This is a genomic window from Rhodoferax fermentans, assembly GCF_002017865.1.
In the GTDB taxonomy this organism is placed as follows: domain Bacteria; phylum Pseudomonadota; class Gammaproteobacteria; order Burkholderiales; family Burkholderiaceae_C; genus Rhodoferax; species Rhodoferax fermentans.
Window position 1 is genome coordinate 3,521,342 of the sequence record NZ_MTJN01000002.1, and the last position, 13,670, is coordinate 3,535,011.

Annotated in this window: 11 protein-coding genes; all 11 read left to right on the plus strand. The window is 61.8% G+C overall.

The genetic code is table 11. The features are described from left to right. Nucleotides 1-98: 98 nt before the first annotated feature. Nucleotides 99-2,093, plus strand: coding sequence for a DNA mismatch repair endonuclease MutL (mutL, locus tag RF819_RS16370; protein ID WP_078365963.1), 1,995 nt, complete (start codon nucleotides 99-101; stop codon nucleotides 2,091-2,093). Between the two features lie 299 nt (nucleotides 2,094-2,392). After that, on the plus strand, nucleotides 2,393-3,337 hold the full coding sequence (locus RF819_RS16375; RefSeq protein WP_078365964.1) for a MurR/RpiR family transcriptional regulator: 945 nt from the start codon (nucleotides 2,393-2,395) through the stop codon (nucleotides 3,335-3,337). Continuing rightward, on the plus strand, nucleotides 3,334-4,314 hold the full coding sequence (locus RF819_RS16380; RefSeq protein WP_078365965.1) for an isoaspartyl peptidase/L-asparaginase family protein: 981 nt from the start codon (nucleotides 3,334-3,336) through the stop codon (nucleotides 4,312-4,314). The genes RF819_RS16375 and RF819_RS16380 overlap by 4 nt, the downstream gene beginning before the upstream one ends. A gap of 36 nt (nucleotides 4,315-4,350) precedes the next feature. Beyond that, the gene (locus RF819_RS16385; protein WP_078365966.1) at nucleotides 4,351-6,240 is read left to right on the plus strand and encodes a dipeptide ABC transporter ATP-binding protein; all 1,890 of its coding nucleotides are present in this window, start codon (nucleotides 4,351-4,353) and stop codon (nucleotides 6,238-6,240) included. A gap of 34 nt (nucleotides 6,241-6,274) precedes the next feature. Continuing rightward, entirely contained in the window at nucleotides 6,275-7,837 is a 1,563-nt protein-coding gene (gene gsiB / locus RF819_RS16390) for a glutathione ABC transporter substrate-binding protein GsiB (protein WP_078365967.1), read from the plus strand. Nucleotides 7,838-7,900: 63 nt separating this feature from the next. After that, a complete protein-coding gene (gene gsiC, locus RF819_RS16395; protein WP_078365968.1) occupies nucleotides 7,901-8,821 on the plus strand; it encodes a glutathione ABC transporter permease GsiC in 921 nt (306 codons plus the stop codon). A 7-nt stretch (nucleotides 8,822-8,828) separates the two neighbouring features. Then, on the plus strand, nucleotides 8,829-9,725 hold the full coding sequence (gene gsiD / locus RF819_RS16400; protein ID WP_078365969.1) for a glutathione ABC transporter permease GsiD: 897 nt from the start codon (nucleotides 8,829-8,831) through the stop codon (nucleotides 9,723-9,725). Between the two features lie 26 nt (nucleotides 9,726-9,751). After that, on the plus strand, nucleotides 9,752-10,822 hold the full coding sequence (locus RF819_RS16405) for a DmpA family aminopeptidase (protein WP_078367002.1): 1,071 nt from the start codon (nucleotides 9,752-9,754) through the stop codon (nucleotides 10,820-10,822). Beyond that, complete coding sequence (locus RF819_RS16410; protein WP_078365970.1) at nucleotides 10,800-11,618, plus strand: M55 family metallopeptidase; 819 nt, start codon at nucleotides 10,800-10,802, stop codon at nucleotides 11,616-11,618. Before RF819_RS16405 ends, RF819_RS16410 begins: the two co-directional genes overlap by 23 nt. Next, nucleotides 11,618-12,355: an aspartate/glutamate racemase family protein gene (locus tag RF819_RS16415; RefSeq protein ID WP_078367003.1), complete on the plus strand. Its 738-nt coding sequence runs from the start codon at nucleotides 11,618-11,620 to the stop codon at nucleotides 12,353-12,355. Before RF819_RS16410 ends, RF819_RS16415 begins: the two co-directional genes overlap by 1 nt. 301 nt (nucleotides 12,356-12,656) lie before the next feature. Continuing rightward, nucleotides 12,657-13,610, plus strand: a complete 954-nt coding sequence (locus RF819_RS16420; RefSeq protein ID WP_078365971.1) for a sugar ABC transporter substrate-binding protein — start codon at nucleotides 12,657-12,659, stop codon at nucleotides 13,608-13,610. The last annotated feature ends 60 nt before the right edge of the window (nucleotides 13,611-13,670 follow it).

Genomic DNA, 13,670 nt, shown 5'->3' on the forward strand with positions numbered 1-13,670 from the left:
ATCCCTGCCAAAAGCACCCCACCCGGCCCAGGCAGCTTGCAAATCCCCAGCCCGCAGCCTGACAAGACCGAAGCGGACCCAGCCCCTAAAATCTTTGGGTGAACACCCCTCTTCTGCCCCCCCGCCGCCCGATCCGTGAACTGCCCGACGAACTCATCAGCCAGATAGCTGCTGGCGAGGTGGTGGAACGCCCCGCCTCGGTGGTGCGTGAGCTGGTGGACAACGCGCTGGACGCCGGTGCCAGCCAGATCACGGTGCGGCTGCTGGCCGGTGGGGTGCGGCTGATCAGCGTGGAAGACGACGGCAGCGGCATCCTGCCTGATGAGTTGCCGATTGCCCTCAAACGCCACGCCACCAGCAAAATCGGCAGCCTGGCCGACCTGGAGTCGGTGGGCACCATGGGCTTTCGGGGCGAGGCCCTGGCTGCCATCAATTCAATAGCGGACTGCGCAATCCTGTCAAGGGCTAGCGGCCAAAATCACGCCTACCTTCTGGAAGGCCAGACCGGCGAACTCAAACCGGTGGCACGTGCAGTGGGCACCACGGTCGAGGTCAAAGAGCTGTTCTTCAGTACACCAGCGCGGCGCAAGTTCCTCAAAACCGATGCCACCGAACTGGCGCATTGTGTGGAGGCGGTGCGCCGCCACGCGCTGGCCCGCCCCGATGTTGGTTTTGCCATCTGGCACGAGGGCAAACTGGTCGAGCAATGGCGCCGCTGTGGTGCGCCCGACAGCTTGCCCGCGCTGGAGCAGCGCCTGGCCGATGTGCTGGGCAGCGACTTTGTGGAGCAGTCGGTGTGGGTCGACTACGCCAGCAGCGCCCAAGCCGACTACGCGCCACGTATCAAGGTCTGGGGCCGCGCCGGTGTGCCCGATGCCGCACGCTCTAGAGCCGACCAGCAGTTTTGTTACGTCAACGGCCGTTTTGTGCGCGACAAGGTGGTGACCCACGCTGCCCGCAGCGCCTACGAAGACGTGTTGCACGGCCACCGCCAGCCGGTGTATGCGCTCTACATCACGATGGACCCGACCCGCGTGGACGTGAATGTGCACCCGACCAAGATCGAGGTGCGATTCCGCGACAGCCGCGACGTGCACCAGGCGGTGCGCCGCGCGGTGGACAGTGCGCTGGCAGCGCCGCGTGCCGGGCAGGCCGGAGGCAGTGAAGCGGCACCAGCAGCGTGGTTGCAGCCAGCGGCTCAGCCGCCCATCGACTCGGCACCTGCCCCAGGTAATTATGTGTCAAATCAGCCTCCAGCCCTTATGCCACAAGGGCAGAAAGCTATGCATTTTGAGTCACCCGTGGGTCACCGTGTGAGCGACCTAGGCGCGCTGTGGGGCCGCCCGGCAGATGCGGCGCCGCTCAGCAGCAATGCCGCCCCGGCCGACAGCACATGGCCAAGAACCGCCAGCGCCGACCGCATCTCCACGCAGCCCGCCGCAACACTTGCGCCCGCCACCTCGGATCACAGTGCCACGGAAGCCCCCATCTGGCCGCTGGGCCGCGCGCTGGCACAGTTGCAAGGGGTCTACATCCTGGCCGAAAACACCCAGGGCCTGGTGCTGGTGGACATGCATGCGGCACACGAACGTATCGTCTACGAACGCCTCAAAAACCAGTTCGCCAGCCAGACGCCCGACAACACCACGCCCCGGCTATCGAGTCAGCCGCTGCTGATCCCCGCCACCTTTGCCGCCACCCCCACCGAAGTCGCCACCGCCGAGTTACATGCCAGCACGCTGGACACACTGGGCCTGGAAATCACCCCGTTTTCTGCCAAAACCCTGGCGGTGCGCGCGGTGCCGACCACGCTGGCGCAGGGTGACGCGGTGGAGCTGGCGCGCAGTGTGTTGGCTGAACTGAGCCAGCACGAGGCCAGCGGTGTCATCCAACGCGCCCACAACGAGCTGCTGGCCACCATGGCCTGCCACGGCGCGGTGCGCGCTAACCGCCGCCTCACCCTCGAAGAAATGAACGCCCTGCTGCGACAGATGGAAGCCACCGAGCGCAGCGACCAGTGCAACCACGGCCGCCCCACCTGGCGCCAGATCAGCATGCGCGAACTCGACGCGCTGTTTTTGCGCGGGCGCTGAGGCCCTCAAGCGACTTTTCGCCATAGGTGCGACGCTGCACCTGCCCAACAAAACCGCGCGTCAACGGCTGCCCTGCGCAGCCCTTGCTTCTGAGGCGCCAGGCATCCCATCCGGTGTCTGCTTTGCGGGGCTCTGAACACCTGCTACGGGCCTGCCCTGCCCACACCCACGTTGAAGTCTTGCCATCACTGCAACCCAGCCAAGGCTTCTCTGACATCAAAAATGAAAATAAATTATCTATATACTCTCCAATTGTGAAAATTATTTAACATATCGATCACAAACAACGCAAGGTCCAAATGGCAACATTTCCCGGCAACCCATCGATGGCTCAGCGCATCACACGTGCACTACCCAGCCTCAGCCGCGCGCACCAGCAGGTGGCGGAGTACGTGCTGGCGCACCCCTTGCAGGTGGCCACCATGCCGATCGACGAGCTGGCTGCCACCGCAGGTGTGTCGCTGGCCACCGCCAACCGGTTTGCCCGGGCACTGGAGTTCGAGGGTTATGCCCAGTTCCGGGCAGCTTTGGTGTTGGGCTTTGAAGCCACCCTGGCGCCGGTGGAAAAACTGCGCAGCAAGCTGGAACGTCCCGCCAGCGTGGCCGACGTCTTTGACAGCGCCCTGACCGACATGACGCGCAATCTGGAAGCCACCCGTCAGGCCCTGGACCCCATCAGCTGCCAGCAAGCGGTGCACGCCATCCTCACGGCCCAGCGCATCTACATCATTGGTTTTGGCAGCAGCAGCTGGCTCGGCGGCCTGCTGCAGCGCCAGCTGGACATCCACTGCGAAAACGTGCAACTGCTGGCCAGCATCGAAAGTTCATCGTATGGCGCACGGATGCTGTCGCGTCTGCGGCCACAAGACCTGGTGATTGCGATCGCCTTTCCGCGCTACTTTTCAGACACCGTGCTGCTGGCCAGCCGCGCCCGCGAGGCGGGCATCCCGGTGCTGGCGCTGACCGACAGCCCCGCCTCACCGCTGGCCCCTCTGGCCACGGTGGCGCTCTATGCCCAAGCCGATAGCCAGTACTTTGCCAACTCCGAAGTCAGTGTGCTGGCCCTGATCGAAGCCCTCAGCAGTGCGGTATCGCACTCCGCCAAAGGGTCCTTGCAGGCCGCCACGCGACTGGCCGAATCGGTGCTGCCCTGGCTGGAGGGCCAGCACGCCAGCCGTTTACGCCCGGTCGACAAAACAACGACACGCCCCCCCAAAAAAACCTCGCCCAAAACGCCCAAATGACCAGCACCTCGACCACCCCTGTCATCGCCATCCACGGTGGTGCCGGCACCCTCAGCCGCAGCCACATCAGCCCCGAGCAAGAGGCCAACTACCACAGCGCCCTCAACACCATCCTGCGCGCAGCACAACAGCTGCTGGCCAACGGTGGCAGTGCGCTGGATGCGGTCAGCCTGGCGGTGGAGATGCTCGAGGACTGCCCCCTGTTCAATGCAGGACTGGGCGCTGTGTTCACCCGCGACGCCACCCATGAACTGGACGCTGCGGTGATGAACGGCGCGGACCTGCGTGCCGGGGCAGTCGCCGGTGTGAGCCACATCCGCCGCCCGGTGCGGGCCGCCCGCGCCGTGATGGAACACAGTGAGCATGTGCTGCTGATCGGTGCAGGCGCCGAGCAGTTCGCCCAGGACTGCGGCCTGGAGCTGGTGGCACCGGACTTCTTTTCAACCGAATCCCGGCTGGCGCAGTTGCGTCTGGCCCAGGCCAGCCAGCAAACCGTGCTCGACCACGATGGTGCATCTGCCATGAGCTTCAAGGCCCCGGCGACGCCGCTGGACGAGTCCCGCAAGTTCGGCACCGTGGGCGCGGTGGCCTGTGATGCCCAGGGGAATCTGGCAGCGGCCACCTCCACCGGCGGCATGACCAACAAACGCCCGGGCCGGGTCGGTGACACACCGCTGATTGGCGCGGGCACCTACGCCGACAACCGCACGGCCGCAGTCTCCTGCACTGGCACCGGTGAAATGTTCATCCGCACCGCCACCGCCTACGACGTCTGCGCCCGCATGGCCTATGGTGGCCAGTCACTGCAGGAAGCAACCGAGCAGGTGGTGATGCAGTCCTTGCCAGCCCTGGCCGGCAAGGGTGGCCTGATCGCCGTGGACGCCCAGGGCAACCTGAGTCTTTCTTTCAACACCGAAGGCATGTACCGGGGTTACGCCCGCGTCGGGGAAACACCACACACAGCGATCTTCCGCTGAGTCCGTTTTTTCCCTACCGCCACCACCTTGCGCACCATGCAATCCACCGTCACCGAAACCTCCTCCCGCTCCCTGATCCTGTCCGCCAACCGGGTCGTGGATGTCCAGAATTTGTCCGTCCGCTTCACCACCTCGGAACGCACCGTGGATGCGGTACGTGACCTGTCCTTTCATGTTGACCGGGGTGAAACTCTGGCCATTGTGGGTGAGTCGGGGTCCGGCAAGTCGGTGACGTCTTTGGCTCTGATGCGCCTGATCGAGCATGGCGGCGGCCGCATCCTCAACGGCAAGATGCTGTTTCGCCAGCGCCGCGGTGAGGTGCTGGACCTGGCCCAGGCCCGTGACAGCACCATGCGCGACCTGCGCGGCGCCGAAATCGCGATGATTTTTCAGGAGCCGATGACCTCGCTCAACCCGGTGTTCACCGCCGGTGAGCAGATTGCCGAGTCGATCCGCATCCACCAGGGCAAAAGTGCGACCGACGCACGCGCTGAGGCTTTGCGCATGCTCGACGTGGTGCGTATCCCCGAGGCCCGCAATGTCTTGGACCGTTATCCGCACCAGCTCTCCGGGGGCATGCGCCAGCGCGTCATGATTGCCATGGCGCTGTCGTGCAAACCCTCTCTGCTGATCGCTGACGAGCCGACCACCGCGCTGGATGTGACCATCCAGGCGCAAATCCTGCAACTCATCCGCTCCCTACAGAACGACATGAACATGGGCGTGGTGTTCATCACCCACGATATGGGCGTGGTCGCCGAGGTGGCCGACCGGGTGCTGGTGATGTACCGTGGTGAAAAGGTCGAGGAAGGGGTCTCCGAGGCTCTCTTTGCAGCGCCACAACATGTCTATACCCGTGCCCTGCTCAAGGCCGTGCCCCGCCTGGGAGCGATGCAAGGCAGCGACTTGCCGCTCAAATTTGACCTGCTGCTCACCGACGGACAAGCCCAGAGTGCTTCGGCACAGCCGCAAGACACGGTCCAGCACGACGCACCACCGATCCTGCGTGTGAAGGATCTGGTGACACGTTTTGACATCCGCAGCGGTTTGCTGAGCCGGGTCACCCGGCGCGTCCATGCGGTGGAGCAGGTCAGTTTTGATTTGCACCCCGGCGAGACACTGGCCCTGGTCGGCGAGTCCGGTTGCGGCAAGTCCACCACGGGACGCTCCTTGTTGCGCCTGGTCGAGAGCCAGAGTGGGGTGATGGAGTTCGGTGGCCAGAACATCCGCGAACTGCCCAACAGCACGCTGCAAGGTTTGCGCCGCAACATCCAGTTTATTTTTCAGGACCCCTTTGCCTCGCTCGACCCACGCGTCACTGTGGGTTTTTCCATCATGGAGCCGCTGCTGGTCCACAAAATCGCCCAGGGCAGTGAAGCCCAGGCACGTGTGGCCTGGCTGCTGGAGAAAGTCGGGCTGTCAGCCGAACATGCCCAGCGTTACCCGCATGAGTTCTCAGGCGGCCAGCGCCAGCGCATTGCCATTGCCCGGGCACTGGCCCTGAACCCCAAGGTGGTGATCGCCGACGAAGCGGTGTCGGCACTGGATGTCTCGATCCAGGCACAAATCGTCAATCTGATGCTGGACCTGCAGCGTGAACTGGGTATTGCCTACCTGTTCATCTCGCATGACATGGCGGTGGTCGAGCGCGTCAGCCACCGCGTCGCGGTGATGTATCTGGGTCAGATCGTCGAGATCGGGCCACGCCGGGCGATCTTCGAGAACCCGCAGCATCCCTACACACGCAAATTGATGGCGGCGGTGCCGGTGGCAGACCCGACCCGGCGCAACCGCGAGCGCGCGCTGCTGTCGGACGAGATTCCAAGCCCGGTGCGCGCGGTCGGCGACGAGCCGCAGCTGGCTCCTTTGGCTGAAGTTGGTCCTGGCCACTTTGTCGCCCAGCACCGCATCAGCCACCTTTACTGAACCCGATTCCCTCAACCACCAAGGAACTACCCCCATGACTAATGCGAAAACATTCGAGTTGCGCCAGCCGCTGGCAGCCAGCCTGCTGGCGCTCCTGAGCCTGACCGCTGCCGGCTCGGCCCTGGCCGCCACCGACGTGGTGCTGGCCATTGGCGGCCAGCCCGAGACGCTGGACCCTTACAACACCAACACCACGCTGACGACCGCCGTCACCAAGTCCTTCTACCAAGGCTTGTTCGAATTTGACAAAGACCTCAAAGTGCGCAATGTGCTGGCGGAGAGTTATGCCATCTCGAAAGACGGCCTGACCTACACCTTCAAACTGCGCGAAGGTGTCAAGTTCCATGACGGCACACCTTTCAACGCCGAAGCGGTCAAGGCGACCCTGGACCGTGTCACCAACCCGGACAACAAGCTGGCCCGCTACAACCAGTTCAACCGCATCACCAAGGTTGAAGTCGTGTCGCCCTATTCGGTGCGTATTACTTTGAAGGAGCCCTTTGGCCCCTTCATCAACTCATTGGCACACGCCTCTGCGGCCATGATGTCGCCCACGGCGCTCAAAAAATACGGCAACCAGGACATCGCTTTCCACCCGGTCGGCACCGGCCCCTTTACCTTTGAAGAGTGGAAACAGACCGACTTCGTCAAGGTCAAGAAATTCGATGGCTACTGGAAAAAGGGCTACCCCAAGGTCGACAGCATCACCTGGAAACCGGTGCTGGAGAACAACACCCGCGCCGCCATGCTGCAAACTGGCGAAACCGACTTTGCCTACCCCTTGCCTTACGAGCAGGCAGCTACGCTCGAGAGCAATGCCAAGCTCAAAGTGACCAGTGGCCCGTCGATCATCGTGCGTTACATCAGCTTCAACACGCTGCAAAAGCCGTTCGACAACCTCAAGGTGCGCCAGGCCATCAACTACGCCATCAACAAGGAAGCCCTGGCCAAGGTGGCTTTTGGTGGCTACGCCGTTCCCGCAGAAGGTGTGGTACCTCAAGGTGTGCTCTACGCTCACAAAATGCCTGCCTGGCCGTATGACCCGGCCAAGGCGCGCCAGTTGCTCAAAGACGCCGGTTACCCGAATGGCTTTGAGTCGGTGCTGTGGGGTGCTTACACCACCACCACCTCACAGAAAACCATCCAGTTTGTGCAGCAACAACTGGCACAGGTTGGCATCAAACTCTCGGTGCAAGCGCTGGAGCCCGGCCAACGCACCGAATGGGTCCAGACCGCACCCGACGCCAAGACCGCCAAGGTTCGCATGTACTACGCAGGCTGGTCCTCATCAACGGGTGAAGCTGACTGGGCGCTGCGTCCTTTGCTGGCCACAGAAGCCTGGCCGCCCAAGCTCAACAACACGGCCTACTACAGCAATGCGGTTGTAGATGGCGCCATTGCCAAAGCGTTGACATCCACCAACGACAAGGAAAAGGCACAGCTCTACCGCGAAGCTCAAGAACAGATCATGAAAGACCTGCCCTGGGCACCGCTGGTGACGGAGAAGAACCTCTATGCCACCAGCAAACGTCTCTCGGGTGTGTTTGTGATGCCTGACGGCAACATCAACGCCGACGAGATCTCGGTCGCTGAGTAACTGCTTGCCTGAAACGCGCGCCGACCGGTGTCGGCGCGCCAACCCTGACTGGTTTTCGCCAACATGTTGAATTATTTTCTGAAACGGCTGCTGGGTCTGGTGCCCACGCTGCTGATCGTCGCCGTGCTGGTGTTCCTGTTTGTGCACATGCTGCCCGGTGATCCCGCCCGGTTGGCGGCAGGTCAGGATGCGGATGAACAAACGGTTGAGCTGGTCCGCCAGGAGCTTGGGCTGGACCGCCCTCTGCATGAGCAATTTGTCCACTACTTCAGCCGTATGCTGCAAGGGGACTTTGGCACCTCGATCCGCACCCGCCGACCGGTATCCACCGAAATTGCCGAGCGTTTTGCACCGACCTTGCTGCTGACCATCACCAGCATGGCCTGGGCCGTTGTTTTTGGCATGAGCATCGGTGTGATGTCGGCGGTGTTCCGCAACCAATGGCCAGACCGCCTGGGCATGACCATTGCCGTGTCAGGCATCTCGTTTCCGGCCTTTGCGCTGGGCATGTTGCTGATGCAGGTGTTCTCGGTCTATCTGGGCTGGTTGCCTACGGTGGGCGCTGACAGCTGGAAACATTACATCCTGCCCTCATTGACCCTGGGTGCCGCCGTGGCGGCGGTGATGGCCCGCTTCACCCGGGCGTCCTTCGTCGAGGTGATCCAGGAAGATTTTGTGCGTACCGCACGCGCCAAGGGTGTGAGTGAACGTGTGGTGATCGCCAAGCACTGCCTGCGCAACGCACTGATCCCGGTCGTCACCATGATGGGTTTGCAGTTCGGCTTCTTGCTGGGCGGCTCGATCGTGGTCGAGGCGGTTTTCAACTGGCCCGGCCTCGGGCGCCTGCTGGTTGACTCGGTCACCCAACGCGATTACCCGGTGATCCAGACCCTGGTGTTGCTGTTTTCACTTGAATTCATTCTGATCAATCTGATCGTGGACCTGCTCTATGGCTTCATCAATCCCACCATCCGCTACAAGTGAATCTGCCATGAGTACAACCCCTGTCGCCGCCAACCAACACCAAGCCGCCGAGCGCGTGCGCACACCCTGGAGCGAGTTCTGGCGCAAATTCCGCAGCCAGCATGTGGCCCTGGTGGCCCTGGTGTTTGTGGGTCTGTTGCTGCTGCTGGCGTTGTTGGCGCCCTACATCGCTCCTTACGACGCCGAGAATTTCTTTGACTATGACCGACTCAACCAGGGCCCATCCTGGCAGCATCTGCTGGGGGTGGATCCGCTGGGTCGTGACATCTTCAGCCGCATTCTCGTGGGTGCACGTATCTCCTTGGCCACTGGTTTTCTGTCGGTTGCCATCGGTGGACTGATCGGCACCACCTTGGGCCTGCTGGCAGGTTATTACGAGGGCTGGTGGGACCGCATCGTGATGCGCATCTCCGACGTCTTGTTTGCCTTTCCTGGCATCCTGCTGGCACTTGGTGTGGTGGCGATCCTGGGCAGCAGCATGATCAACGTGGTGGTGGCAGTGTCGGTATTCAGTGTGCCGGCTTTTGCACGTCTGGTGCGCGGCAATACCCTCACGCTCAAACATATGACCTATGTCGAGGCGGTACGCAGCGTCGGAGCCTCCGACTGGACCATCATCGTGCGCCACATCCTGCCCGGCACCATTTCCTCCATCGTGGTCTACTTCACCATGCGACTGGGCACCTCCATCATCACGGCAGCGAGCCTGTCCTTTCTGGGCATGGGTGCACAGCCGCCAACCCCCGAATGGGGTGCCATGCTCAACGAAGCCCGTGCTGACATGGTGAACGCGCCCCACGTTGCACTGTTCCCCAGCCTGGCCATTTTCCTGACGGTGCTGGCCTTCAATTTGCTCGGTGACGGACTGCGCGATGCGCTGGATCCGAAGATTGATCGCAAGTGAGTGACCTCCAGCATAAAGCCCTTGCCGTGAGCGACTCCAACCATTTGCCAACCATTGGCCAGCTGCCCTCTGGTCCACGCAATGCCATCAGCGACGTGGCCGGTGTCACCGTCGGTCATTGCACGCTGGCCGAGGGCCCGGTGCAGACCGGTGTCACCGTGGTCAAGCCACACAGCGGCAACCTCTTTTTGGACCGGGTGCCCGCTGCGGCCGCCGTGCTCAATGGCTTTGGCAAAAGCATCGGCCTGGTGCAGATCGAAGAGCTTGGTCTGCTTGAAACCCCGATCGCGCTGACCAACACCTTCTCGGTGGCGGCTGTGGCGCAAGCCCAGATTCGCCAGTGTGTGGCCGCCAACCCGGAAACTGGACGCAGCCTGCCCACGGTCAACCCGCTGGTGTTCGAATGCAACGACGGTTTCCTCAATGACATCCAGCGCATGGCCATCACCGAGCAGCATTACTTCGCGGCCTGTGACGCGGCTCAAGTCAATGTGGCCCAAGGTGCCATCGGTGCCGGTCGCGGCATGTCCTGTTTTGGTCTCAAAGGCGGCATTGGCACCGCTTCGCGCTGCTGCGACGGGTACACCGTGGGCGCCCTGGTACTGGCCAATTACGGCCAGTTGCACCAACTGATTCTGGCCGGAGAGGCGCTTGGCCCGCTGCTGGCCGAGCGTCTGGCCCAGATCAATGAGCCGGAAAAAGGCTCCATCATTTTGCTGCTCGCCACCGATGCACCACTGGATGCCCGCCAACTGCGTCGATTGGCTTTGCGCGCAGGCGTGGGACTCGCCCGCACCGGCTCGGTGTTTGGCCATGGCAGCGGCGACATCGCGCTGGCTTTCTCCACCGCCTACACCGTCCCGCAGGAGGCGCAACAAGCCATGCCAGCCGGGGCCATGCTGCATGACGCCCGACTCGACCCGCTGTTCCAAGCCGCAGCGGACAGCACCGAACAAGCCATCATCCACGCCTTGTGGCATGCCAGCAGCGTGATCGGGCGCGATGGCCACCAACGGCACGCGCTGGCTGACTTGCTGCCAGAACAGACAGTGCCATCACTTCATCACGTCAACCATGAAAATTCTGATCTCCACTGACATCGAAGGCGTCGCAGGCGTCTTCCACACCGAACAAACACGTGCCGGCAACGGCGAGTACGAGCGTGCGAGACGACTGATGACCGACGAAGCCAATGCGGCCATCGCTGGCGCATTTGACGGTGGAGCCAGCGAAGTTCTGGTCAACGACTCACATGGCAGTTTTCGCAACCTGCTGCCCGATCTGCTGGACCCACGGGCCCAAGTGGTTCAGGGCAAACCACGCTACCTGAGCATGGTGGCCGGTGTTGAACAAGGCGTTGATGCACTGTGCATGATCGGTTACCACTCGCGTGCCCAAGGCCGCGGCATCCTGGCCCACACCATCAACAGCTTTGCCTTTGCACGGGTAAGCCTCAATGGCCAGGAAATGGGTGAAGCTGGCATCTATGGTGCACTGGCGGGTGAATACGGTGTGCCCGTGGCCATGGCCAGCGGAGACGATGTGTTTATTGAAGAACAGCGCGCGCTGTTCCCACAAACCGTCTTCGTCCAGACCAAACGTGCCTACGGTCAATACAGTGGCACCAGCCTGTCGCCAGCCCAGTCTTGCCAGGCCATTCGCAGTGGGGTTGCCAGCGCACTGGCGCGACAAGCAAGTCTGCAGCCACTGGTGCTGACCGGTCCTATCACCGTGCAGATCCAGACCACCACCCCAGCCATGGCCGACCTGTTTGGCCAATGGCCCAGCCTGCGGCGCCTGCAATCTGATGAGATTGCTTTTGATGCACCCAGTGTCGAAGCAGCGGTGCGCATGATCAACTCTCTGTCGGCGATGTCGACCATGCTGCGATGATGGCCGCAGCACAACTTCATACCCGTCCCGTCGGCATCATCGGGGGGATGGGCCCGGCGGCTGGCGCAGATTTTGTCCGCTTGTTTGTCAACGCCTGCAACGCCTATCTGACCCGAACCGGGTTCAAAGTGGTTGACCAGGCGTACCCGGAACACTGGCTGGTTCAGGTGCCGGTGCCCGACCGGACCGAAGCCTTGTGCAACGGCCACGACGCGCCCTTGCCAGCCCTGCAAAATGCCGTTGAGCGTCTCCAGACTTGTGGTGCCAACACCGTGGCCATCGCCTGCAACACGGCCCATGCCTGGCACACCAAATTGCAGCAAAACCACCCCCGCGTGGAGCTGCTGCATGTGGCACGTGAAGTGGCACGCCAACTCAAGAACACGGGCGTAAAAGAGGTCGGCCTGATGGCCACCCAAGGCACCTACCGAACCGCTCTCTATGACACGGCCTTGTCACAAGCGGGCATCGTGTGCCACTGCCCGCTGGACAACGAGCGCGAAACCCTGATGCGCGGCATCTACCAAGGTGTCAAAACCGGTGATCTGGCTTACGCAAGGGCTTGTTTTGTCAACGTGGCGCAGCGCTTGCAATCGCGCCACGGCGATCTGACCCTGATCATGGGTTGCACCGAGATCCCCTTGGCCCTGGAAGACGCCCCAGAAGCCAGCCATTGGCGCTTGCTGAACCCGGCCCAAGTTCTGGCTCAAGCATTGGCTGAGCGCGCTTACAACTGAGTGAGCCGCAAGCTGCTGGGACACCAGGTGCAGCCGCCAGCCAACTTGCTGACCCGAGCTTTCAGGCCGGTCATCAACACCACCCTGCCCCAAAACCCTCCCTATCAGGTGCTTTGCACCTAGGTGTTTTTACCTAGATTGGCAGAATTTCAAGGGTTTCCCCTAGTAAGCAAACGATTGCGCAAACGTTTGCGGCCGTAGAATTTGCTTCGAAGATGTCAAAACTGCATGTATCTCTCCATGTGTCGTCTTCACCCGGTCGGTGACCGATTGCCAGTTACAACTTATAGGAGCACCTCTCATGAAATTTACCCGTCGCGCAGTACAAACGAGCATTGCTATTGGTTTGTTGGGTGGACTGTTTGCCTCACCCGTCTTGGCACAAGACAAACCCAAAGTGGCGCTGGTCATGAAGTCATTGGCCAACGAATTCTTCCGCACCATGGAAGACGGGGCCAAGGCCCACAACAAGGACAACGCTGGCAAGTACACCCTGGTCTCCAACGGCATCAAGAACGAGACCGACACCGCCGCCCAGATTCGCATGGTCGAGCAGATGGTTGCCCAAAAGGCCAATGCCATCGTGATTGCCCCGGCCGACTCCAAAGCCCTGGTGCCGGTGCTCAAAACCGCCATCGACCAAGGCATTCTGGTCGTCAACATTGACAACAAACTCGATGCCGATGCACAAAAAGAAAAAGGCATCCAGATCCCGTTTGCTGGCCCAGACAATCGCGCGGGCGCCAAGCTGGTGGGTGATTACCTGGCCAAGACCCTCAAGTCAGGTGACAAGGTCGGCATCATTGAAGGGGTCTCCACCACCTTCAACGCCCAACAGCGCACTCTGGGTTTTCAGGACGCGATGAAGGCTGCCGGTGTGACTGTGGTCGGGGTGCAGTCGGGCAACTGGGAAATTGACAAAGGCAACGTGGTGGCATCCGGCATGCTGCGTGAACACCCTGATCTGAAGGCCCTGCTGGCTGGCAATGACAACATGGCTCTCGGTGCGGTGGCTGCCGTCAAGGCCGCTGGCAAAACCGGCCAGGTGATGGTGGTGGGTTACGACAACATCAATGCCGTCAAACCCATGCTCAAGGATGGCCGCATGCTGGCCACGGCCGATCAGTACGGCGCCAAACAGGCGGTGTTCGGTATCGAAATCGCTTTGAAAGCGCTGGCCGAGAAGAAAAAACAATCGGAAATGCCTGCTGCCATCCAGACCGATGTGGTGTTGGTGACCAAAGACAGCAAGTGATCCTGGTCAAGCTGTGACCGTGGCACAGGCCAAGCCGCCCGTGGGCAAGACCACGGGCAG